This window comes from Niallia taxi (assembly GCF_004005475.1).
Taxonomy (GTDB): domain Bacteria; phylum Bacillota; class Bacilli; order Bacillales; family Cytobacillaceae; genus Niallia; species Niallia taxi.
In genome coordinates, this window is record NZ_RZTZ01000001.1 from 479,457 (window position 1) to 504,668 (window position 25,212).

19 protein-coding genes are annotated in these 25,212 nt (G+C 40.3%); 3 read left to right on the plus strand and 16 right to left on the minus strand.

Features of this window, described 5'->3' with window-relative positions; all coding sequences use genetic code 11:
- Positions 1 to 2: 2 nt before the first annotated feature.
- On the minus strand, positions 3 to 1,601 hold the full coding sequence (locus EM808_RS02440; protein WP_127735299.1) for an ATP-binding protein: 1,599 nt from the start codon (positions 1,599 to 1,601) through the stop codon (positions 3 to 5).
- Positions 1,602 to 1,865: 264 nt separating this feature from the next.
- Between EM808_RS02440 and dpaA the strand changes: the two genes are divergently transcribed.
- On the plus strand, positions 1,866 to 2,726 hold the full coding sequence (dpaA, locus tag EM808_RS02445; RefSeq protein WP_127735302.1) for a dipicolinic acid synthetase subunit A: 861 nt from the start codon (positions 1,866 to 1,868) through the stop codon (positions 2,724 to 2,726).
- Positions 2,727 to 2,777: 51 nt separating this feature from the next.
- Here the strand turns inward: dpaA and EM808_RS02450 are convergent, their stop codons facing one another.
- From EM808_RS02450 to xylA, 3 genes are all read right to left on the minus strand, one after another.
- The gene (locus EM808_RS02450; protein ID WP_127735304.1) at positions 2,778 to 3,761 is read right to left on the minus strand and encodes an aldo/keto reductase; all 984 of its coding nucleotides are present in this window, start codon (positions 3,759 to 3,761) and stop codon (positions 2,778 to 2,780) included.
- A gap of 20 nt (positions 3,762 to 3,781) precedes the next feature.
- Positions 3,782 to 5,272 carry a xylulokinase gene (gene xylB, locus EM808_RS02455; RefSeq protein ID WP_127735307.1) on the minus strand — a complete coding sequence of 497 codons (1,491 nt, stop codon included), beginning with the start codon at positions 5,270 to 5,272 and terminating at the stop codon, positions 3,782 to 3,784.
- A 79-nt stretch (positions 5,273 to 5,351) separates the two neighbouring features.
- Positions 5,352 to 6,683, minus strand: a complete 1,332-nt coding sequence (gene xylA / locus EM808_RS02460; RefSeq protein WP_127735309.1) for a xylose isomerase — start codon at positions 6,681 to 6,683, stop codon at positions 5,352 to 5,354.
- Between the two features lie 270 nt (positions 6,684 to 6,953).
- On the opposite strand from xylA, the gene EM808_RS02465 reads away from it, so the two are divergent.
- Positions 6,954 to 8,123 carry an ROK family transcriptional regulator gene (locus tag EM808_RS02465; RefSeq protein WP_127735312.1) on the plus strand — a complete coding sequence of 390 codons (1,170 nt, stop codon included), beginning with the start codon at positions 6,954 to 6,956 and terminating at the stop codon, positions 8,121 to 8,123.
- Positions 8,124 to 8,162: 39 nt separating this feature from the next.
- Here EM808_RS02465 and EM808_RS02470 read toward each other — a convergent pair whose 3' ends face one another.
- The 12 genes from EM808_RS02470 to EM808_RS02525 all read right to left on the minus strand — a co-directional run bounded on the left by EM808_RS02470 (position 8,163) and on the right by EM808_RS02525 (position 23,629).
- Entirely contained in the window at positions 8,163 to 8,795 is a 633-nt protein-coding gene (locus EM808_RS02470; protein ID WP_127735315.1) for a YesL family protein, read from the minus strand.
- Between the two features lie 19 nt (positions 8,796 to 8,814).
- A complete protein-coding gene (locus tag EM808_RS02475; protein WP_127735318.1) occupies positions 8,815 to 10,935 on the minus strand; it encodes a glycoside hydrolase family 52 protein in 2,121 nt (706 codons plus the stop codon).
- Positions 10,936 to 10,958: 23 nt separating this feature from the next.
- A complete protein-coding gene (locus tag EM808_RS02480; RefSeq protein ID WP_127735321.1) occupies positions 10,959 to 11,855 on the minus strand; it encodes a carbohydrate ABC transporter permease in 897 nt (298 codons plus the stop codon).
- 19 nt (positions 11,856 to 11,874) lie between these two features.
- On the minus strand, positions 11,875 to 12,753 hold the full coding sequence (locus EM808_RS02485) for a carbohydrate ABC transporter permease (RefSeq protein ID WP_127735323.1): 879 nt from the start codon (positions 12,751 to 12,753) through the stop codon (positions 11,875 to 11,877).
- Between the two features lie 74 nt (positions 12,754 to 12,827).
- Positions 12,828 to 14,132, minus strand: coding sequence for an extracellular solute-binding protein (locus tag EM808_RS02490; RefSeq protein ID WP_127736678.1), 1,305 nt, complete (start codon positions 14,130 to 14,132; stop codon positions 12,828 to 12,830).
- A gap of 102 nt (positions 14,133 to 14,234) precedes the next feature.
- Entirely contained in the window at positions 14,235 to 15,020 is a 786-nt protein-coding gene (locus tag EM808_RS02495; protein ID WP_127735326.1) for a response regulator transcription factor, read from the minus strand.
- Positions 14,999 to 16,765, minus strand: a complete 1,767-nt coding sequence (locus tag EM808_RS02500) for a sensor histidine kinase (RefSeq protein WP_127735329.1) — start codon at positions 16,763 to 16,765, stop codon at positions 14,999 to 15,001. Before EM808_RS02500 ends, EM808_RS02495 begins: the two co-directional genes overlap by 22 nt.
- A gap of 255 nt (positions 16,766 to 17,020) precedes the next feature.
- Positions 17,021 to 18,022 (minus strand): MsnO8 family LLM class oxidoreductase, encoded by a 1,002-nt coding sequence (locus tag EM808_RS02505; protein WP_127735332.1) that lies wholly within the window; start codon positions 18,020 to 18,022, stop codon positions 17,021 to 17,023.
- 15 nt (positions 18,023 to 18,037) lie between these two features.
- On the minus strand, positions 18,038 to 18,325 hold the full coding sequence (locus EM808_RS02510; protein WP_127735335.1) for a DUF3219 family protein: 288 nt from the start codon (positions 18,323 to 18,325) through the stop codon (positions 18,038 to 18,040).
- Between the two features lie 24 nt (positions 18,326 to 18,349).
- Positions 18,350 to 21,520 (minus strand): DEAD/DEAH box helicase, encoded by a 3,171-nt coding sequence (locus tag EM808_RS02515; RefSeq protein WP_127735338.1) that lies wholly within the window; start codon positions 21,518 to 21,520, stop codon positions 18,350 to 18,352.
- Between the two features lie 105 nt (positions 21,521 to 21,625).
- A complete protein-coding gene (locus EM808_RS02520) occupies positions 21,626 to 22,558 on the minus strand; it encodes a TRM11 family SAM-dependent methyltransferase (RefSeq protein ID WP_235856547.1) in 933 nt (310 codons plus the stop codon).
- Positions 22,559 to 22,720: 162 nt separating this feature from the next.
- Positions 22,721 to 23,629: a S8 family peptidase gene (locus EM808_RS02525; RefSeq protein ID WP_412758962.1), complete on the minus strand. Its 909-nt coding sequence runs from the start codon at positions 23,627 to 23,629 to the stop codon at positions 22,721 to 22,723.
- 345 nt (positions 23,630 to 23,974) lie between these two features.
- On the opposite strand from EM808_RS02525, the gene EM808_RS02530 reads away from it, so the two are divergent.
- Positions 23,975 to 25,189, plus strand: coding sequence for an MFS transporter (locus tag EM808_RS02530; RefSeq protein ID WP_127735343.1), 1,215 nt, complete (start codon positions 23,975 to 23,977; stop codon positions 25,187 to 25,189).
- Positions 25,190 to 25,212 lie beyond the last annotated feature (23 nt).

Sequence of the window (25,212 nt, forward strand, 5' to 3'; positions counted from 1 at the left end):
CATTATTTTTCTGCAAGCGGAAGTCTAATTTCAATAGTCGTTCCTTGATTAACAGCACTTTCAATATGAAGATGACCTTTATGCTGTTCAATAATTTTGAATATCACCATATAGCCTAATCCTGTTCCCGTATCCTTTGTCGTGTAAAATGGAAGTCCGAGTTTTTTGATTTGCGCAGGGGTCATACCAATGCCATTATCCTCAATTTGAATAATCGCTTCCTTTTCCTCTGTCACATCTGTAAGAATTTTAATCGTTCCCCCATATGGCATTGCTTCCACACTGTTTTTAAAAACGTTCATGAAAACTTGCTTTAATTGGTTTTCATCACATTGGACTAGTATGCTATTCTCGTTATAATTTCTTTCCATTAAGATATTGTTCATATTGGCACTTGCCTGGAATAAGGAAACTGTTTCATCCATAATCTTCTGCAAGTCTTGTTTAACAAAGTGAACAGCATGCGGCTTAGAAAGAATCAAAAATTCCCCTACAATAAAATTAATTCGTTTTAACTCAGACATGATAAGGTCATAATGAGCTTTTTTATTGAAGTCATTTTCTAAATACTGAATGAATCCTTGTATCGTAGTGAGCGGATTGCGGATTTCGTGTGCAACACTTGCAGCCATCTGTCCGACAGCAGTCAGCTTTTCTGAATTCAACAAAAGCTGTTCTGTTTTCTTGCGATCAGTAAAATCCCTGAATTGAGCAAATGCACCCACTAGCGTCCCGTTGTTCAGAAAGATCGGAAAGCAATCAAGCAAGAAAATAAGGGTCTCCTTATCCTTTTCTCGCGTAAAGGAAATTTCAATATCTGTATAAGGTCTTTTCGTGTTAAGTACATTCTGCAAATATTCTCCAAAATACTTAAGATCCAAAATGCTCGCACCGATAATATCCTCTTTTTTCCATCCTGTTATATGTTCTGCAAATGCATTAAAATCAAGCAACCTACCACTTTGAGCAGCAACTAATATTCCGTTTCTCGTCGTATCCATGATGATCTTATTCAAAATATTTAACTCATGGTTTTGCCTAATTAAATCAATTTCCCTTTCAATCGTTTGATTCACAGTGGACAAGAGCGTCAGCATCAGAGGGCTTGCATGTTCAAGCTCTGTCATAATGGAGATGGTCCCAATAACCTTATCCTCCGTCCAGTCCATAATAGGCACTGCATAACAGGCTTTCGTATGGAGATGTGTATGATAATGCTGAAATCCTACTATTTCAACGCTTTTTTTATGCTTTAACGACAAAGAAATGGCATCAATGCCACAATCCTCTTCTTTAAAGCGTACTCCTTCTGCAATTCCGATTATTTCTGCATTCCGCATGCTTTGTTCATGACCAAGATTCCTCAGCAAATACCCCTCTGCATCACAGACAGAAGCGATAATCGGCATCTCCTTTAAAGAATCGAGGAATTTATCGAGAAAATACACAACGACATCCAAGATTTCCTGGTACTCCATATGCTTTTGAAGTAATTCCTCTTTATTCAGCCTCTCCGAAAAAACTGTCATCGCAGTTGGATTTAGTCCATTTTCCAGGCACTTTTGTTTAAGTGATTTAAAATCAATAGATGCTTTCTCCATAAAATTGCTCCCGTTTCGTTACATATATAATGAGTATTAATGTTTTATTAAGATTAAATTAATGAAAGGCGTTACTGCCATTTGCGTCGAATTATATCATAACAAAAAATTCATCCTTTTAGAGGAATAAATTGTTTATAACAATAAATATGTATCAACATTTCTTTGTTCTATGAAAATATATATTACCATAAGAACAGGACTATTTATCATAATTGTTTACTATTATTAAAGAGAATACACTTTTCATTTAGGAGGTCCAAGATGATTGATAACTCTACAATCCTGATTATCGGCGGTGATCAACGCCAGCTTCAAGTGATTGATAAGCTTGCCAAAACAGCTGGAAAGATTATTTTGATAGGCTTTGATCAAATACAGCTGGAATATGCTAATGTCCTCAAACAACGGATATCTGAAGTTGATTTCAGCAGTGTGGACAGAATCCTTTTGCCTATCCCTGGCATTGCAACTGATGGAAAAGCAGAATCAAAGTTTTCTAGTGAGGAAATTATTTTGACAGAAACTATGTTTCGGCAGACAAAAGAGGATTGCAAGATTTATTCAGGCATCATTACGCCATTTCTCGAATACATAAAAAAAACAACAGGACGAAGCATCATCCCCATCTTTTCACGAGATGATGTCGCTATTTTGAACTCCATCCCCACAGCAGAAGGTACATTAAAGATTGCCATAGAAGAAACAGACTATACGATACATGGTGCCAATGTAGTAGTATTAGGCTTTGGCAGGGTTGGCATGACCGTTGCTCGTCTTTTTGCAGCTGTCGGTGCCATTGTCAGTGTTGCCGTCAGAGAAACAGCTGACAAAGCAAGAGTACAGGAAATGGGCTTAAAGCCAATCTTGTTTAATACCTTATCGGAAGAGATAGCTACTCAAAACATTTGTATTAATACCGTTCCCTTTCATGTTGTCACAAAAGAGCTGATTGATGCCATGCCAGCACAGGCTTTCATTATTGATCTTGCCTCAAAGCCTGGTGGAACAGATTTTGCTTATGCAGAGGAAAAAGGAATAAAAGCCATTCATGCTCTCGGTCTGCCAGCTAAGGTTGCACCGACAACAGCAGGTGAAATCATCGCCGATATTGTCCTCGAATAGCATCTGATAATGCTTAAAAATGAGAAAAAGGGGCAGCTGCCCCTTTTTACGTTAATATGGTCCCCTAATATTGTTTTTCACTTTTTGTTGATAAAAGTCCTGCAGCCTTGTTTTTTCGGCTTGTGAAAAGGATTTTTCCTGCAATGCCACTAAGTTACCGATAACTTGCTGCTCATTTTTGAAGCCTGGGATTATACATGATACCTCCTCATGGTCAAGTATCCATCTTAATGAAGCTGATGCCATGGATTGGCGACCTTCTGCAATCCAGCGAAGTTCTTCTACTAGCTCCACTCCCTTTGAAAAACCAAGGCCAGCAAATGTCTCTCCAATATTAAAAGACTCTCCATTTTCATTAAATGCACGATGATCGTCCTCTTCAAAACGATGCCCTTGCGTAAATTTCCCTGTTAACAGCCCGCTCGCAAGCGGCAAGCGCACCAAAATCCCTGTGCCTTTCCGCTTTGCTTCTGGCAAAAGTGTCTCTAATGGCTTTTGGCGGAAAATATTAAAGATGACTTGCAGTGCATCAACGCCCTCATGATTGAGACATACCAATCCTTCTTCCACTGTTTCTACACTGACGCCATAGTGCTTAATTTTCCCTTCCTTTTTCAGACGGTCAAGGACTTCAAAAACACTGCCATCCTGAAGGATTTCAAGCGGCGGACAATGAATCTGATATAAGTCGATCGCCTCTCTGTTCAAGCGCTTCAAGCTATTTTCGCAAAAGGTCTGAACATTTTCGAATGTGTAAGTGTCAGCTGAATGAATATCTCCGCTCCGGCAAAATTTTGTCGCAATGTGAATGTCTTCTTCCTTACCCTGCGTCGCCATCGCAAGCAGTTCTTCACTATGCCCATTTCCATAGACATCAGCTGTATCAAAGAAGTTCACACCTTCTCCTATCGCCCGATCAAGCGATTTAAGTGCTTCAGCATCATTTGTTTTCCCCCAAGAGCCGCCAATCGCCCAAGTCCCAAAACTTACTTCACTTACCTTTAGACCTGTATTCCCCAGATGTCTATACTTCATTATTCAGCCTCCTATTTGTATTACTTTCGAAACTGTGTTAACTCCTCAGACAGCGTTTTTGTTTGACTGTACACCTTTTGGTAAATTCTATATAAAACTTCATACCTTGTAACATTCTCTGGAATGGGCTCAAATTCCTTCGCAGGCTGAAGCATTTTTTCAGCGCATTCCTGAAGGGAGATGTACCAGCCTGTACCAACTGCTGCAAGCATTGCCGCACCCATTCCAGGCCCCTGTTCACTTGATAGCTTTTGCACCCTTGCCTTAAAAATATCTGCCTGCATTTGCAGCCAGTCATCGTTTTTGGCTCCGCCGCCAATCGAGATAATCGTGTTGATTGTCTTTCCGCTCGCTCGAAAAATCTCAATCGATTCATTCAATGAAAAAGTGATTCCTTCCAGCACTGCACGAACAAAATCCCTGCGTTTGTGAGCAGCATCCATGCCAATAAAGCTGGCGCGAATTGCAGCATCTGGATGCGGTGTTCTTTCACCTGCCAAATAAGGAGTAAACAACAGTCCGTTTGCTCCAATCGGAACATTATTTAGTTCTTCCAGCAGTTCGTCAAAACCAATATTTTCAGCAAACGTTTCTTTAAACCAGCTTAAGCTATGCCCTGCTGCTAATGTTACTCCCATCGTATAGTAGGCATTTTCCTCACCATGATTGAAATAATGTACCTTCCCTTCAAAATCCTTGTCTGCTTTTTCTTCATAGGAAAGAACGACACCAGATGTGCCGATGCTGCAAAGTGTTTTTCCATCTGCAAGTATACCTGCCCCAATCGCGCCACAAGCATTGTCAGCGCCACCAGCGAACACTTTGCAGGATAAACCTGTTTGCTTCGTAATTTCCGCAGTAACAGTACTAACAAAAGCATGTGATTCCACAAGGGGAGGACAAAGGCTGCTATCAATTCCAAACAGTTCACAAAGCTCTGTACTCCATTCCTTTTTACTTATATCCAAAAGCAGTGTGCCTGCTGCATCGGAGTATTCTGTATGTATGTTTCCAGTAAGTCTAAAGCGCAAATAATCCTTTGGCAGCAGGAAAACAGCCGCTTGATTGAATATCTCCTCTTCGTATTGCTTAACCCATAGCAGCTTAGGCAGGGTAAAGCCTTCCAATGCTGGATTTTTTGTTATTTCAAGCAGTTTGTCCCCTGCTTTGTCGATAATAATTTGGCACTGCTCTGTCGTTCTCGTATCATTCCATAGTATGGCGTTCCGCAATACCTGCTTCTCCTCATTTAACAAAACAAGGCCATGCATTTGCCCTGAAAAGCTGATGCCTTCAATGTCCTCTTTCTCCCCTTCAAACACTTCCATTATTTCCGTTAATCCTGCAAGCGTTTTTTGGAACCATTCCTCAGGGTCTTGTTCACTATAGCCCGATTTTTCATGAATGAGCGGATAAGATTTTGATACTTCATGAACAACCTTCCCCTCTTTATCTACAAGCAAAATCTTTACAGCACTTGTACCTAAATCTACTCCTAAGCAATACTTCATATAAATCACCTCATTTTGTCATTTGTGTTTTAAAAAATGTGCTGGCAACAATCGTCCCAGCACATTCTTCCTTCTCCTTTTATACGCGTACAGTTGATAATGTTTCCAGTAAATATTGATTCACAATCGCTTTTAATCGCTCTTGACGTCCTGATTTATTTGTTACTTCCCCAGCTGCAAGTGCATATTGCTCTAATTTATGGAGGTTTGTTCTACCTTCGACAATATCCAGACCAATTCCTTCATTAAAGCTTGCATAACGATCGGCAATAAAGTCTTCCAGCACTCTGTCTTCTATCAGCTTATTTGCCACCTTAAGACCGATAGCAAATGAATCCATTCCTGCAATATGAGCATGGAAAAGATCTTCTGCCTCAAAGGAACCTCTGCGCACCTTTGCATCAAAGTTTAAGCCGCCTTTGCCAAGTCCGCCATTCATCAAAATTTCATACATCGCCAATGTCGTGCTGTACAAATCAGTCGGGAATTCATCTGTATCCCAGCCAATCAATGTATCTCCTTGGTTTGCATCAACAGAGCCAAGCATGCCGTTAATTCTCGCCACTCGCAATTCATGCTCAAATGTGTGGCCAGCAAGCGTCGCATGGTTTGCTTCAATATTGAATTTAAAATGATCCTGAAGATCATATTTCTGCAGGAATGCCAATCCTGTCGCCACATCAAAATCATACTGATGCTTTGTCGGTTCTTTTGGCTTCGGCTCAATTAGGAACGGGACATTAAAGTTAATTTCTTTCGCATAATCAATGGCCATATGGAAGAAACGAGCCAGGTTGTCTTGCTCTAATTTCATATCAGTGTTCAGCAATGTGTCATACCCTTCACGGCCACCCCAGAACACATAGTTTTCTGCACCTAATTCCTTGCCGATTTCAAGGCCTTTTTTCACTTTTGCTGCAGCGTATGCAAACACATCCGCATTATTTGATGTTGCAGCACCATGAACGTATCTTGGATGCGTAAACATATTTGCTGTATTCCAAAGCAGTTTCGTTTTGCTTGTTTTCATATATTCCTTAATCATCGCTACGATCGGATCGAGATTATCATATGTTTCTTTTAATGTATTTCCTTCTGGTGCAATATCAGAATCATGAAAGCAGAAAAACGGAGCGTTCAGTTTTTCAAATAATTCAAAAGCGGCTTCCACACGAGCCTTTGCCAAATCTAGGCCTCTTAAGTGATTCCACGGGCGGATGGCTGTACCACTTCCAAACGGGTCTGTGCCATCCGCTGTGAATGTGTGCCAGTATGCTACAGAGAAACGAAGCTGCTCTTCCATGGAAGCGCCATTTACGATTTCCTCTGGATTATAGTACTTAAAAGAAAAAGGATTTTTCGATGTAGGACCTTCATACTTTATTTTGTTAATGTTTTCAAAATACGCCATAGTTAACTGCCTCCCTATTACATTCATATTTTTGATATCGCTTACAAAATACAAGAAAAAGAAGAATCATATTTTCCATTCTCTTTCTATCTTCTTGTTAGCTATGAACCTATTATATCAGCGTCAACTTAGTTTGTCTATTGAATAAACTAAGTTTATTGCACTTTGTTTGTTTATTAGATAAACTTAGTTTAATTGTATTACTGTTTTGCCCTATTAATGATAAAATGGGGATATTATTTTCAAATTAAAGGGGGCTAAAATACATTCATGCCAATCACTTGGAACCAACAGCTCGTAAAAAAAGAAAACAAATCACTTGTACTTTCGCAAATTATCAATCATGCTCCCCTCTCCCGTGCAGATATCGCCCAGCGTTCTGGCCTTAATAAAGGCACTGTTTCTTCGCTTGTAGCAGAGCTCATTGAGGAAAAACTTATTAATGAATCTGGTCCAGGCGAATCAAGCGGCGGCAGACGCCCCGTCATGCTCCACTTTAATCATGGAGCTGGACATACGATTGGAATCGACCTTGGTGTCAATTATATCCTCGGCGTGCTGACGGATTTGAGCGGTAATATTGTTGTACATAAAAACGAAGCGTACAAAAACATCTCCTATGCAGATACGATAAGCCGAGTAGTAAATATAATCAAATTCTTAATAAGCGCAGCCCCTCCCTCTCCTTACCATATTGTTGGAATTGGGGTAGGCACACCAGGTATTGTTGATAACAAAGGCACACTTTTACTTGCACCAAACCTAGGCTGGCACGATATCCCTTTTCAAACAGAGCTGGAGAAAATCTTTCAAATCCCGGTTATTGTTGAAAACGAAGCGAACACTGGTGCTTACGGGGAAAAACGGTTTGGAGTTGGTCAGCATGCTGATAACTTGATATACATTAGCGCAGGTATCGGTATTGGTGCTGGAATTATTATTAATGGCGAGCTTTACAGTGGATTTACCGGCTATTCTGGTGAAGTCGGACATATGACAATTGATCGAAATGGTGCTAAATGTACGTGCGGCAACAAAGGCTGCTGGGAGCTTTATGCTTCAGAACAGGCTTTACTATCAAAAGCAAACACTAAGAACTCCCCAAAGGAAGTCGGTTTGGATGATATTATCAGCCTTGCAAAAGAAGGAAACAAAGAAATTCTAGAGACATTAGCAGAAATTGGCGAAAACCTGGCTGTCGGTATTATTAATATTATTCATGCCTTCAATCCAGAGCAAATCATTATCGGAAATCGGCTCGCTTCCTGTAAACAGTGGCTAGAGCCAAAGGTAAAGGAAGTCATCCAGCAATATACTTCTCCTTTTAATCAGACAGATATCAGAATTGATTTCTCTAGTCCATCTATGCCAGTGTCAGCCATTGGGGCAGCGGCGTTTTCGGCAGAGGCGTTTTTGAAGGCACAGCTTGAAATTAAATAAAAAAAGCGTGAGCAACGGAGCTCACGCTTTTTTATGCACCTAAACAGCCAGTCCTTTCCCCCCTCTTTTCTCAATCAACCTAAAGCTATAACTCCCTCCTGCCATCCATATCCACGCAATGGAAATACCACCGTAAAACGGAATAAGCCCGGGCATATATAATAAAAGACAAGCTGTCGCTATTGTAAGAACTAGCATCAACAGTGTGATATGCAGATGATATGCCCCAAGGAGCAGGGCATATTTAAGATAATCGCCAAGCTTTAAGTCATAATGGACAAAAATAGGAAAGAAGTATCCCAGCAGTGTGAGAAAAATCGCTGACAGCAGCAATAGCATACCTGTCATCATCCCTTTGATCAGGCCATCTGTATACTGGAGAAACCAATAATCCAAACAGAGAATCACACCAATTACCATTAAGAAAAGTCCTAATAAATTAGCTTTAAGAAATTCCTGTTTATAAATAGTATGAAATGTCCTCCACACAGGTATATCTGTTTCTCTATGAAGCCATTTCCTTATCACCGCAAACAAAGCTGTGGTTGCAGGCATAAACCCGAATACAAGCAGACCTGCTATTGTATATGCGATCCAGATGATATTAAGGTATGCTGTCTTCATGATCCACTCACATGCAATGAATAGTTTTCCCATCGATTTTGCCCACATATTTTCACCTCTTTTTGTTCTACTTACTTTCTGCAAGCCAAAGGATGCTTGTTACACCACGAGGGTAATATTTGCTTCCTGCAATCTCTCCTGCAATGATTTGATCGCTCCAGCTCCAAACTGAAAGTACTGGATGTGTCAGCCATTTAACATGGGCAGCGTCTGCTTTTGCCCCAGTTTCATCCCATTGCCATCCGAGAATTTCTCTTGCGATGAATTGGCTTAAGTAGATTTTGCTGAGCCATGAATTGCTGCTTGTTGACGAGATCTTCCAGCCACCGTCTTCAAACAGGCAAACCCCTTCTGTCATCACTGTTTCTAAATGCTTTTTCAATGCTTGAATATAAGGACCGAATCTTCCTGTATCTTCAAGTGCTTCCTTGCAATTGGTGAAGTATGGGAAAATAAGCCCTTCAATTGCTGGAATTATCTTCGAATCATTGCCCTCTCCAATTACTGCTGGGATATAGCCTTCTTCTGTCACATTTTCCACAATTGTATTGGCACATTTTTCTGCTTGGATGCCTGCTTGCTCTGCAAGCTCTGTCAGCCCATGCTCACTGAATATCTTTTCAAGAGCGACATAAGAGGCCCAAATTTTCCCTGCAAGATAAATATTATTTCTTGCTTGCCCTAATGAAACATCTAAGCTGTCATATGTCGTTATTTCAGCTCCTCCCATTACTCTGGAGGAATCAAGTCCCATTAAACCATTTCTCTTTTCAGGAATTGGATGATCCCTGTTCATTAAGCTTTCAAAACAGCTCTCTACTATCGGCATGTTCGTCTTTAGCCATGCTTCATCCTCCGTATGTGTCACATAAACAGCAGCACATAATACCCAGTTTACGAGCTGTTCATGTGTCATATAGGAAAAGCAGCCGTCAAGCCCATACAGCTCATAGGAAGAATAATGTGGACGGGAAATAGTATTAGCAACACCCATATCATGGGTAAAGCTGATGCCGCCATGATATTCGGTATCACTGTCAGGGAATCGGACTTTATCTTCGTAGCTGAAGCGCTCCACAAACATATCTAATTCATTTTTGACTGTCCATGGGTTCATTTTCAGCTCAAAGAATAGTTGATCAACAGTTAAATCAAATGTATTCATCATTCTGTATTCCCCTTCGTTGACAACCCAGAACGGCTCGTCATCGACACTTAGGAGCTGTGTGGAACCATAGTAGCTGCGAATAGAATGTATCAGCATGAATTTTTGGTCTGCCGATAAATGGTCAGCAGTAAGCAGACGATCGTCTGCAGCTTCCGCTCTTTCGGCAATTTCAGCAAAATGCTCCAAGGCAAAAGCTGCAACAGACTCGATATTTTTAAAGTACTTCGTATAGTAATAGGATGTATCCATTCCAGCCGTAGCAATGCCGCCGCGATAGAAGCAGACAGCAAACCGGTATGTCCTCACCTCTCCTGCAGGTACATCTGCGACAAGGGCACCGAGCGGACCTAAGCCGAATGTCCAGTTTTCCTCATTCGGTGTCGTCAGGATATTTTCCATGCTGAAATGCATTGCTGATTTCATGTCTGCATTACTTGCGGCAATTGCCGTTAGTCTGCCTTGTCCGATTCCGGCAATTCCGTCCATTGTATCATCGAGCCGTCGCATCGAGCTGTACGGGTCACTGCCTTCATAGCCAAAAAATGCTCGCCTAGCTTTTGTTCCGTTTGTATTATCAACCGTCAATTCTGCGAGAACAGCAGGCAGGAGAACTTTTTTCATTTCCTCCTCATTACCCGCTCCCGGCTCTGGTACAGATTCTACTTGTGTATAAATCTTGAAGGTTAAGTCCCCTGCTTTCCATGTATCTGTGCCTAGCTTAAATTCCCTTGTTATCTTCTCCTTTGGAAACGGAAAAATGATATTTGGCTTATCAGGATCAGGGTCCATGTTTTCAATATCATACCGTTTGCTTTCATCGTCTTCCTGATAGGCGAAAAACGGAAGTGCCTCGTAAACACCTTCTTTATCTAGGCTTTCAACACCAATATAAACATTCTTTTTTGGTGAACGTCCAAGCTCCAAATCAAGTCCCCCGCCTGCACCTGGAAATCCAAGTGTAAAGCTTGAGAATGCTCCAATTGGGGAGTGATGTGCGTTAAAAAACATATTTTCCGGCATAAATCACAGCTCCTTTTTCGTTTTTATCCTTTGACAGACCCTGCTGCTAATCCTTCGACAATTCGATTACTCAATGCAATAAAGGCAATTAATATTGGGATGATGCTAATCATTAACGTTGCTCCGATTGCTCCCCAATCTGTCAAATATTGACCGACAAAATTATTAACTCCAACAGTTAATGTCTTCCACTTATCAGAGCTGATAAAGGTATTGACGAAGACGAATTCATTCCAGTTATAAATCATATTAATAATGACGATTGTTGCCATAACTGGTGTTGTCATTGGCAAGGTGATTTGAAAGAAAATCCTGTGAATGGAACAACCGTCCATAACTGCTGCCTCTTCAATTTCCCGTGGTAGTGTTTGATAAAAGCCTAATAAAATCATTATCGTTAATGGCAGATTAAAGGCAGTGTAGGAAATGATGATAGAAATGGGATTATCAATCAGATGTATATTGTTAAAGAAGCTGAATAATGGAATCAAGGTGGAATGCAGCGGAATCATAATCCCTACCATAAACAGCCCAAGAACAAGCTTGCTAAATTTCCAATACATTCTTGTAATCGCAAATGTCACAAAGCTTGCTAGTATGACCGTCAACAAAACTGCGACAACAGTAATCCAAACACTGTTAAAGAAATACAGACTGATATTGCCCTGTGTCCAAACCTTTGCATAATTGCTCCATTGCGGATCCTTAGGCAAAGCAAACGGTGATAAACCAAACACTTCCTGATTTGTTTTCAGAGAAAAAAAGAACAGCCAGACTAATGGATAAATTTGAAATACTGCAATGATACCTAAAATAAGGTATAGGAAGCTGAAGCCGATTTTTGATCCGATAGAGCTCTTCGCCTTCGGTGAAAATGACTTACTTGTTTTCAGTCTTTTTTGTACGGATAGCTCACTCATTTTTATCACTCCCTTCGTATTAATACTGGACATCTTCCTTCGATGCAGTAAGCTTCTGAATGACCCAAGTCATAATTAGGCAAATGATAAGTAAGGCAAAGCCAATGGCACTGCCATAGCCAAAGTTATACGTTTTAAAGGCCTCTTTGTACATATAGGAAGCAATCACTTCACTCGAACCGTTAGGCCCGCCTCCTGTCATGACATAAATGAGGTCAAAGTATTTCAGCGAGCCGACAATTGCAAGAACAATCGTTACTTTAATAACTCCTGAAATGAGCGGTAGCTTTATTCTGTACGCTATCTGCAAAGGTGTTGCACCATCTATTCTTGCCGCCTCTATCACTTCCTCCGGCACGTTTTTTAATGCGGCATAATAAATAATGATATAGAAGCCAGCATACTGCCAAATAATCGGAACAAAGATGGCAATAAGCACAAGATTAGGATCTGCCAGCCATGTTGGTGTATTTTCCATACCGAACAGCTCGAGCAATTTATTAAGCATCCCGTTTGTCGGATCAAAAATTTTCAGCCACAGCTGTGCAATCGCAACAGATGATAACAGCATTGGAATTAAATATATTTTCCGCAGCAAATTGGCTCCTTTAATTCTGCTTGCAAGGATGATGGAAATAACTAAGTAGAAAATCAAACTTATCGCTGAAAATAACGCCAATAAGACAGAATGATATGTACTGTTCCAAAACATCTTATCCTTTATCAGCTGCACATAATTATCTAAACCAATAAACTTCATCGCACCAATTCCATCCCAATCCATCAGCCCGTAATAGCCTGTAAGGACAATCGGAATGTAAATCAGCACGAGAACCAGAATTAAAGCAGGCAGCACATATAAGCAAATGGCAAGTTTATTAGACATGACCGTTTTCATTCGCTAATCTCCCCTCCTTCTTTACTATTAGGGGCATAGGAATAATGCCCCTAAATGCATGTAACTTATGTTCGTTACTCCTCTTCTGATAATGCCTCTTCCTGCTTTTTCACAAAATCCTTTGGTGTCGCCTGACCGCCAAACAAGGATTGAATCATATCCAAATGGACTTGTGCAACACTTGAACTCATTTGTACATCTGCATAAAGAGTCAAGTTGGATGCACTGCCTAAATCATTAAGGATATCAATATACATTTGGTCAAGCTCTGTACTGGAAGTGTCAACAACTGTTGCCGGAATCACTCCAGCATCTGAGACTGAACGCTTGCCCCACTCCTTCACAAGGTAGGAAACAAAATCCTTTGATTCGTCCTTTACTTTGGAATTCTCTGATACAAATAAACCAACTCCAGGTCCGCCAACATAGCTGTTAATATCTCCTTTACCGCCTTCATATGTTGGAAATTTGAAATAGCCTACTTTATCTTTGAATTCTTGCGTAACATCAGGACTAGTTGTGTAGTTTGGCAGCTCCCATGTTGCCATTAAATACATGGCTGCCTGTTCATTCATGAAATAGCCTTTTGCCTCATCGTTTGATAAGCCATTGAATCCTTTGACAAATGCCCCCATGTCAACAAGCTTCTTCACTTCTTCCGCTGCTTTCAACAAAGCCGGATCTTCAAAGCTTCCAGAACGATTAATCGCATTTGCGAGAGCTTCAGAACCGCCAATGCGGTCGGCAAGGTACATATACCACATAGATCCTGTCCATCTGTCCTTGTTTCCAAGCGTAATTGGTGTTACCCCTTTGTCTACTAACGTTTTTACTACTTCAACGAATTGATCATATGTTTCTGGTATTTCAAGATTGTATTTCTCGAAGATTTCTTTGTTGTAGTAAACTGGTGTTATGTTCAGCTCAAGTGGCAACCCGTATGTTTTCCCATCCACTGCATATGCTTCTGTCGTCCCTGCAACAAACGAGTCCTTGAAATCGCTTTCGATTTTATCATCTAAAGGTGCAAGCATGTTTCCTTCCACGAAAGGCTTTAAGTAGCCGGCAGCCCATGTTACCCCAACATCAGGAAGTTCATTTGATGCAGATAAAACTTTGATTTTATCTTTGTATTGCTCATTTCCAAGAATTTCAGTTTGAATTTTTATATCTGGATGATCCTTTTCATATTGCTTGATGATATTATTTACTATCGTGTATTGTGCCTTTGAAGATCCTTCTGGCCATAGGTGCATAAATTTAATGACGGTTTTACCATCACTTGAAGCGCTTTCATTTGTAGACGATGAACATCCTGCTAATGCTAAGACAACTATCATGACAATGGACATCATAACGAAAATAGATTTGCGTCTAATCACTTTTTTGCCCCCTTTTTTTTAGTTTCTTTACACTATGAGTCTACCATCTTTTCTTATTGCCCTGAAAGGTCACTGTCATTAGGAAAAATACTACTTTTTTTAGAAAACCGTTACACTGTTTGTCCTTCTGTACATGCTTGGTGTGACTCCTTCTAACTCTCGGAAAATCTTAATAAAATATTTAGCTGTTTTATAGCCGCATTCCTCCGCAATATCTGCAATTGGATGCTTAGTGGAAATCAGCAGCTCCTTTGCATACTGAATTCTGCGCCTTGTTATATATTCACTAAAAGTTACTTTCATTTGTTCCTTAAAGAGCACACTTAAATAGCTTGAATTTAAATGGACATGCTCTGCGACTCCTTTTAAACTCAGCTCTAATTTTAAGTGCTGGTCAATATAATGAATTGCTTCTAGCACTGGTTCCTTCGTAGTTGTTTCTTTCAAGTTGAGCTTGAGCAGCTTTTCATCGACGACCTTTTCCATCATTTCTGCTCTTGTTTGCTTTGTTTCGATGGTAACAGCAGCTTCGACTGCTTCAATCAGCTTCTTTTTACTGACAGGCTTAAGTAAATAATTAACAACACCTAAGCGGAGTGCTTCTTGTGCATACTCGAACTCGGAATAAGCAGAAATAACGATTGCAACTGGTGATAGGCTTTGCCTTTTTATTTCCTGCAATAGCTTAAGGCCAGTTATTTGCGGCATTCTGATATCTGTTATTAATATATGAATCTTGTATTGCTTGACGAGTTCAATCGCTTCCTCGCCGTCTGCTGCAGCAATTATTTGCCACCTTTTATCTGCCCAAGCCTCCAGAGTATTCTTCATTCCTTGCCTTGCTTTAGGCTCATCATCGACAATTAAGATTGTTTTTGTATACATTCCTTTTCTCCCCCCATAATTGGAATTTCGAAGGAAACAGTTGTCCCCTTATCGCGCATACTCTTAATCTCCAGCCCCTCATGTCCATCCTCTTGGTAGTAGAGCTTCAACCTTTTAAATACGTTGGAAATAGCCATACCCTTGCCTTTAACCGAGGTAATCCCGCCTTTTGCCATCGCTTTCTTGATTTTCTCCAAGCTGTCTTCGGCTATACCTGCACCATCATCTTCAACCGTTACCAACAAGTTTTGTGTGTTTGACACATGTCTGACAGAAATGATAATATAACAAACCCCTATCTTGTTACCTGCACCATGTATAACGGCATTTTCTACCAGCGGCTGAATTAAAAACTTAGGTACCCTTACCAGTTCATAAGCCGTATCCATCTCAATGCGCCATTTTAGCTTATCGCCAAAACGCATTTGCATGATTTCCATATAATCGTTTATATGATTAAGTTCATCCTTCAAAAATACCCATTCATCCTCTTGGCTGTTCGTAATGGTATATCGAAACAAATTAGACATGGCCACAACTGTATCTGCTAGCTCCTCCTCTCCCTTTTCCTCAAGCGACCAATGAAGAGCATTAAGTGTATTGAAGAGAAAATGGGGATTAATCTGTGCTTGGATTGCTTTCAACTCACTTCTGCTCTTGACGATTTCCTTTTCATAAACCATTTTGATTAAATGATTTGTTTCTTTAACAAGTTGGTTATAGGTGCTATTTAACTCATTTATCTCATTAACAGACGGAAGCTTTGGATTCATCTCCAGTGATCCTTGACTCGCATGTCTCATTGTATTTGTGAGCCTGATTATGGGTCTTGTGATAATGGTCGATAAAAATAAAGAACAGATAAAATAAATCAGCAGACCGATTAGTCCAGAAACGAAAATGCTTGAACGAAGAACAGAAATTCCGCTTGTCAAAGCGGTGACAGGCGTTAGGATAAGCACAGTCCAACCTGTAATATCCGATTCCTCTCTTGTTACCATATAATCCTTTTTATTGATTTCAACAGTCGTACTGTCATTATGTATGATGGATTGTAGTGGCTTGTCATAATCAGTAATAATCGGCTCAAGCGCTTTATCAAGCAATATCGAATACTGATTTGTTTTATTAGTCAAATCTTTATTTACAAATTGGAAATACTCTTTATACATACTGATAAGGATATATCCGCCATTGGCATAGTTTTTGTCCATCAGATTAACTCGTCTGATTGCAAGAAAATAATTAGCATCATTCGGGTCTTCACCGATCCAAACAAGTCTTCCCTTTTCTCTCTTCGCCAGCTCCACCCAGCTCTTCCTTAATTTAAGAGGTGCATTTGCATCATCAAGTGGTAATATACGATGCTCTTCATTCGTAAAAAGCTGAAAAGAAAAAATGCCATCAGAGTTTGCTGTAATGGTGTTCACTGTTCCCATCAATTCCTGCAGCTCCAAAAATGGCACTTCCTTATTTTCATATTCCTTCGTCAAAAGCTTTTGTACTTTGTCGTTTGTTACAACTAGCTTTGAAGCCATGTTGATTTGCTCATACAATGATTCAAGCCTGCCATTTGCTTCCACAGCAACTTGTTTAATCTGTTTTTCCGCATTGTTTTTTAGCAAATAGGATACTTGATTAAAGGTGAGGATACTTACAATCAATAACACAATAAACATTGCTGACAGGAAAACTATTAGTATTTGGTTCCGTAATGTATTCCACTTTTTTAAGACTTTAAGCATAGTCTCCCCCTTTAATTATTGGACGCACCACTAATAAACAGCAGTTCACCCAACTTAGTTTATTAGATAAACAAAGTTGATATACTTTTCGGTACAATTATCTCTCTGCACCATTTTATGTAAGCCCTTACTCAATTCGAATTATACTATTTTTTTTAGATGGATGATATAGAGAGTATTAGTATTTAGAAAAAATTCTTTCATACATAAACATAGAAAAAGGGACCTCCTTACAGAATGTCCCTTCTCCCTAATTTATGAAAGCAATTCCTCTGCTATCAGCTTGTATGACTGTATTTTATCAGCTATGTCATAAGTAATGGTAACAATCATCATCTCGTCAGCGCCATATGTCTCACTTACTTTGCTAAGCTTGTTTTTGACTTCCTGCGGATTTCCGATGATCATTTTTTCCTTCATGGAAGTAAGCTTTTCGGTCTCTTCTTCTGTGAGCTCATAGTTTTTAGCCTCTTCTATTGATGGGACTCCTTTTTCCCCTTGCCCCTTTGCCCGTTGCAGTGACCAAATGAGGGAGCTTAAGGCAATAGCTTCTGCTTGTTCGGTTGTTTCTGCGCATATTACAGAAACAGCCACAATTACTTCAGCCTTGCTTTCCCCATTTTTGCGCTTTTTGAAGGCGAGCTTATACTGCTGAACAATTTCCGGTCCATCATTTTCACTCATAAAATGGCCAAATGTATAGGAAAGCCCAAGTGATCCTGCAAGAGCAGCGCTTTTTTTGCTTGTCCCAAGCAGCCATGGCACAGGCGCAACCGCTGGAACAGGTGCTGCTGATAATGCTGCTTGCTCATGAGCTGCAGGATATTCAGCATCCAAAAACTGCAGCAGCTCCTTGATGTTTTCAGGCATTGCCCACACCTGCTTAAGAAAGTTCTCGCTCAGGGCATTACTTGCTTCTGCTGAACCACCTGGTGCTCTCCCAATGCCTAAATCGACCCGATCAGGAAATAATGTTGCCAGCATGTTGTAGACCTCAGCAACCTTGTATGGCTTATAATAGGGCAATAGAACAGCACCTGCACCAATTCGGATTGTACTTGTATTAGCTCCAATATAACTCAGCATCACTTCTGGTGCTGAGCATGCAAGGCCTGGCAAGTCATGATGCTCTGCAAGCCAATAGCGTGTATAACCAAATTTCTCACCTGCTTGCGCCAATTTGGCAGACGCAGCTAGGGCAGCTTGGGCATTTTGATTTGTAGAAATCGGTGATTGATCTAAAATTCCTAACCTCATGAGGATGCCTTCTTTCTATCTATTCCTTTTTTCCAACAGTGTTAACGTAAATTCGCCCACATTTCCTTTTTCATATAAGTTCGTGACAGATGTTGAGTATTGTTGGATAGCTGCAGCAAAGGACAGCTCTGTTTCTGGAACGGTGACTTGAAAATCATTTTTGTACAATAATGTAGTAATGGCATGATAATCTTCATTTCCTACATCAAATACGACAGTAATAGAATGAAGGCCGTCAATTAACTCTTCTTTATAGCTTTTTACATGTATTACCGTATCATTAAGTTTAATTTTGTTTACCATAGCCCTAACATTCCCTTCTATTTTTTATAAAAGCAGGCTCCGTAATTCCTCTTCTGTAATGGATGACAGCACTGCTTCATCTGTATTGATAAGCTCATCAACAAGAAGCCGTTTCTTTTCCTGGAGCTCATGGATTTTCTCTTCAATCGTGCCTTTAGCCATCAGCTTGATTACTTGAACGACGTTTTCCTGGCCAATCCTGTGAGCTCGGTCGGCAGCCTGCTCTTCTACTGCAGGATTCCACCAAGTATCATAAAGAATAACCGTATCAGCACTCATTAAATTTAGCCCTGTTCCGCCTGCCTTTAGACTGATCAAAAAGTAGTCCCTTTCACCAGCATTATATCTATGGCACAGCTCTACTCTTTCACTCGATGGTGTGTTGCCGTCAAGATAAAAGAAAGGCATATCTCTAACAGCAAGCTCTCTGCCAATTAAATCAAGCATCTTCGTAAATTGAGAGAAAATCAGTACACGTCTGCCCGCTTGCTTGGACTCCTCTACCAATTGCATCAACTGCTCAAGCTTAGAGGATTTGCCATTATAACCGTCCACAAAAAGAGCTGGATGGCAGCAAATTTGTCTTAGTCTCGTCAACCCCGCTAAAATTCTAATGCGGTTTTTGCGTAGTGTCGCTTTATCGAGATGCTTGAATGTATCGTGGCGCAGTTTTGCTAAATAAGCACCATACAGTTTCTTTTGGTCTGGCAGCAAATCAACTGCTTCCTCCCATTCCTCTTTTCTAGGCAGCTCCATCAGCACATCCTCTTTAAGGCGTCGCAGCAGAAATGGTTTTATGCGCTGTGCTATTTGCTTTCTTGTCAGATTGGCATATTCCTTCAAGCTTCTGAACAGCTGTGGAAAAACAATATAATACAGTGACCACAGCTCTTCTATGGAATTTTCCACTGGTGTTCCTGTTAAGGCAAAACGGTTGTCTGCATGAATTTGCTTCACGGCCTTTGCCGTTTGTGTTCCTGCATTCTTAAAGGCTTGTGCCTCGTCAAAAAATGCTGTGTGGAAGACATGTGTTGCATACCATTTAATATCCTTGCGCAGCAACGGATAAGATGTAATAACAACATCCATGCCATCAAGCTCATCTAGCAGCTTTTTCCGCTCTATTGCAGCACCATCTATAACAACCGCTTGAATCTCTGGTGCAAATTTCATTATTTCCTGAAGCCAGTTATATGTTAACGAAGACGGACAAACAACCAAAATCGGCTTATTATCCTTTTTTATGGCGGGAAGTTCTGAGGCAATGAAGGTGATGCTTTGCAGCGTTTTCCCTAGCCCCATATCATCTGCCAGAATACCTCCAAAACCATATCGCGCAAGTGTTTTCATCCATTTAAAGCCTGTTTTCTGGTAATCCTTTAAGATGGATTGCAAATGCTCAGGCACCTCTATGTCAGAGCGTTCTGGATTTCGAATTACCTGCATAAGCTCCGCCATTGATTCATCTAATTCTAAAATACCTTGTTCTCCATCTGAAAAAAGGGATAGACCTTCAGTAAAAGGAAGCTCAAACATATCTACTTCCTCTTTCAGCTCTAGCTCTGGAAAGCGCAAAAACTGCTGAATTTTTTCAAATTCCCTAGTTTGCAAGGAAAGCAGCGAGCCGTTTTGTAGTCGGTAGTATTTGCGTTTCTCATCTAATGCAGACAGCAATTCCTTAATTTCTCTTTCTGGAAAGCCCTCCATTTCAAATTTGAATTCCAGCCAGTTAATGCGGTCCTTCTTCACCTTTACCCTGAATTTCGGAAAGCTGTTTCCTTTGAAAATGCGATTACGGACTGCTGTTGTAGCATATATTTGTACACTTAGCTTTAATTCTGGCAAGGTATTATACAGAAATTCATACTCCAGCTCCTCATTGTAGAGGATATAGCCGCTTTCTGTTTCGGCAAACGAGCTGTTTTCCATTATTTTCAGGATTTCATTTTCCTTTTCTTCCTCCCTGACAAAAGCACCTTGTGCAGGAACATCCCTGCTTTCAACAGGATTTATTACAATATGGCCATAATGAAATTCTAAACTGGCCAAGAGCCGATTATTGACACGGTCCAAATACAGTTTTGCCAATAGGGGTGTGCGAACAAACTGACTGCTTATATGCACACTGCCCAGTTTCCTTAAGTTAGGCGCTACCTTTTCCAGAAAAAACTCTGCTTGGTTTTGACGGATGGGAATATGATTTGTGCCAGTCTGCTCAAGCATCCCCTTTAACTCTGTTAGCCTTTGAATATCCTGACTGTCTACCTCATAGATTGTACCGCTTGAAACAACAGAATCATACATAGGAAGCAGCTGGATTTGTTCCATTCCAGAAATAGAGAGCTGATGATTACCTGTTTTCCCATACTCGAATTGGAAGATTAATGGCAGCTTTCCGCTAGAAAGGGTTAAGCCTTGATGTGTTTCTGCCCAACATTGAAATTCAACATGGGGCGCCTTTGTGAGCAGCTTACGAACCGATGGCCAAGAAGAGGGGGTGAGAAATACCATGTGCCTTTCCTCTGCCATTCCTGTCTTGCTTAACTGCGGCAAGTAGGCATTTTCGTCCTCAGCCACTGCCAACAGCCCTCCCAATAAAGCATCTGCCTCCTTAATAAAGCATTGTGTTTCTGGATTATGATTAATAGTTTCTGTTGTATAGACATTTGCTTGTTTCCAAGCAAGCAAAAAGGCGTGCATATTTGGTACGACAACATCATCAATACGCATTTCAACTGCAAGCATCACCCTTTTATTAACTTCCTCCACCCGACAAACAAAAACTGCTTTTCTTACTTCTCGATTCTCAAAATGACGTTGATGTGCACTTTTCCGTTTAGGCTGCAAATCAAAAATAGACAATAATTCGTCTGCAAGCAGATCCTCTCTCTGCTCGATATGTGGTGCGGTTTTCTTTACCTGATGCTCATAAACCGCCAGTAAAACTGCGGCCACATGCTGACAATCCTTTTGAAAGGAAGCAAGCTTTGGACAAGAGCATTCTGCTTGAATACTATCTGATGTCGTCTTTATGCTAACCTTAAAATCATCTGCACCATGGACAGTTGCTTTACATGTATCTGCATTAAATAATTGAAACGTAACTTTATTGCTTCTCACAAAAGAATCTCCTCGCTTGAAGGAGACATTGCCGCACATTTCTTTTATGATGTTTTTTGTTAACCTAACATTCATCTGGCTTTCTCCTTCTTCGACAAGTCCATTCGCTTTTTTTCTCTTTTTTCATTCTAACACCGTGCCTTATATGCAACAAACAATGTGCACTACTGAAAAATCCGATTATTTACAAACTAAAACATGCCTTTTAAAGCTGCCTTTGTTTGCTGTACAGCGGTCAACAATGCCAAAGCCGGCTTGTTGAATAGCCTCATCTACTTCTTCTATTGATACAATGACTGCTTTTTTAGCAAATCGTCTCGCACTTTTAAGCATTTCAAGCTTTTCTTCATACGGAAGTACAGAACAAAGATTGTAAGGCATATCAATAACAGCTACATCAAATGCACCCTTTACAGCTTTAATATCCTGTAATAGTACCTCTCCTTTTAAATGGAAATGGGCAATATTTTCTCGCGCTTTGCCTGTTACAAGCGGATTGATATCGCTGCCGACAATATCTATCCCCATCGACAAGGCTTCAATCAAAACAGTACCGATTCCACAGCAAGGATCAATTGCCTTAACACCTGCTGGATGGGGCACAGCAATATTAGCAACAGCTCTTGCTAGTCTTGTGCTTAATGCAGTGGAATATTGATTAGGCTTGTTTTGGTGCTCGAGCCAGACAGATTTACTTTTATGATAGTAACCAAATATCCAGCGGCCATTCGCAAACATAACTGCAAAGGTCTGTTTCGGGGTTTGTAAATCAACAGCTCCCTCTATATACGCCCCAGCTTCTCTCTCCATCCGTTTTCTGTCCGGAAATGGAATACTTCCGTCTCCTTTTATAAAAACGACTTTATAGGAAGCTTCTTTTAATCCTAGTTCACTAATTACGGACAACAGTTCGTGATAGCTTTCGCTTTCTGCAAGTATGTCCACCCTTCCTTTCATAAATGGACTTCTGCTTTGCTCAAGCTCAAGCTTGCTTTCGATGAAACCGGTGGAAGAGATACTGTCCTCTGGAAAAAGGGAGCGCATCTCAAGCTCGCATAAGTCTGTTTCATCCTCATGAAAAGATATGGTATAAAGATAACCTTTGATTTTCAATTAATAGACCTCATTCTAATTCATATTTATTATGCTATTATAATGGACTTCCAGAAGTATTACTATTAAACGGGCTATTAGAATTTACTTCCAGATATGCTATATGTAAACAAAAAAGATGCTCCTTTTAAAGGAACATCTTCTAAAAGCATAATAGCTTAGTTAAACTGATAGCATTTCTGTGACTGTCGACTGGATTGCTTCTGCAAGCTTTTCTGGTGCTGTTAAATATAACAGTCCATTTCCTTCCAGTTTCGGAGAGAAGCCAAGAGGAACAGTTCGTTTAATCAGCTGTGCATACAGCTCTGGTTCTGTTAGCTGTCTATCAAACTCCTGAACTGCAATTGCTTTGATTAAGGCTAGTCCGCCAGTGACATGCGGTGCAGCCATGGATGTGCCGCTAAGTCTAGCATATTGGCCATTTAAATAGGTGGACAGTATATTTTCTCCTGGGGCTGCAAGATCTACTTCCCTGTTGGAATTTGAAAATTCCGAAGAGCGTCGTGTGAAATTAACGGACCCGACACTGATTACCTCATTATAGGCTGCCGGATAGCCAAGCTCTTCTGTTGTGTCACGTCCATCTCCTTCATTTCCCGCTGCGCAGACAACAAGGATTTGGTTATCGACTGCTCTTTTGACGGCATCATGAAGGGCTTGGACATCATCTGGTCCGCCTAAGCTCATCGAGATAATATCAACATTTTGTTCGATAGCATAGTTAATTCCGTTGGCAATCCAATCATACTGCCCTGAGCCTTGTCCGTTAAGGACCTTCACGATAAGAAGGGAGCTTTCTGGTGCTGCACCTACAACACCATTAGCATTTTCAACAGCCGCAATCGTTCCTGCGACATGTGTGCCATGTCCGTTATAATCTGTATAAATATCTGGATTCGAGTTATCATCATCTGTAAAGTTATAGCCGCCAATTATGCGCTCCTGCAAATCAGGATGTGTCGTATCACAGCCTGTATCAAGGATTGCAATCTTCATTCCTTTTCCTTTCGATTTTCCCCATAATGCAGGTGCTTGAATTTGCTGTATTCCTGTTGGCACCTCATTTGTCATTTGCACCACTTGCTCTACTTTGTAAGGTATTACCTTCACTTCTGGTCTCAAAATATGATCCCTCCTGTAGGATTAGTAGTTTACATTAAATAGTTTAACAATTTAGCATATTCAAAAAAAGAGCCTTTCGACTCATATAAGAACACATGTTTTGCTGAAATTTGCCGATTTAATTTGTTTGCTCCTGATATAAATGACTCAACTAATAGACAGTAATTTCAAATACTTCTTAAAAGCAATGAAAATAACAGACACGAATCCTATTATCTTGCTAATTTCCTCTATACAATTTAAACAAATTAGATTATCATCTAATTAGATAGTAATCTAAAAAGGTGATAAATAATGTCCATTCTGACAAATGAAAAGAAGTATCAAAAGCTTTTTCTAGCTGGTCTAATTAATGGTATCGGCGATAGGTTTAGCCAGGTTGCTTCCCTGTCCCTTCTTTTACAGCTTGCTGATTCTGGCATGTCTGTCGGTATAACTCTTGCTCTTCGCATGCTGCCCTTCTTACTGTTTGGGCCATTTAGCAACAAAATTGCTGCTAAATGGTCCCGAAAAAATCTGCTGATTTTTACAGATGCGGCTCGGGCTGTCATAGCCATTTCGTTTTTCTTTGTTGAAAATGAAGCAGATATTTGGATTATTTATTCCGCCTCCTTTCTTTTGGCAAGTGGAGAGGCATTATATGCACCTGTAAGAAAAGCAAGCATTCCAGCAATTATTGCTCCCAAAAACTTGAAGGCTGTGAACGGTTTAGAACAGGTACAATTAGGCTTCGTCCTTGTTATTGGTGCATTGGCCGGAGGCGTTGTTTCCTATCTGTTTGGAATTCACGCTGCTTTTCTAGTTAATATTGTTTCCTTTATCGTTGCAGGTGCCTTCATTAACAGGATTGAAAGCTTGGAAAATCCGCAGAGCAATGCTGTTTCTCCTTCTGAATATAAAGGAAAAGGACTGTTTTCAGTGCTCTTCTCTTCCTCCTTATTCATCATGCTAATGAGTGCTGATATACTTGTTCCACTTGCCAATGGCATCGAAAATGTTCTTATCAGTGTGTATGCAAACAACACCTTTTTTGCAGGAGATTTAGGAGTAGGAATTCTTTATAGTGTGCTTGGGATAGGTTTTATCATCAGCCCGCTTCTCACTAAGTATATTAAGAGCCATTTCTTATATTTTGCCTATTTTTCCATGTTGATGGAAGGCTTCATTTTGCTGGCTGTAAGTCAAATTGATTCATTCATTATTATTGCGGTCTTGTTTGGACTTCTTACTATATTTGGAGGTGTCGGCAATGCCCTGCTAGACACTGTCATAATGAACGAGCTGCCACAAAAGCATCAAGGAGCTTATTTTTCCTTTTCTGCAACGATTGGAAATACGAGCTTGAGCTTGTCCATGTTTACCACAGGGCTGCTTTTGAATTTCCTAGAGCCGCGCATATTAGGAGCCATAAATGGACTATTATATATTGTCTTTGGAGTAGTGTATCTATTGTGGAGTTTTCTGCTCATTCGACTAAAAAAATGGCAAAAAGGAAATTTTCTACAGTAAATTTTAGAGAAAAAAACCTGTAC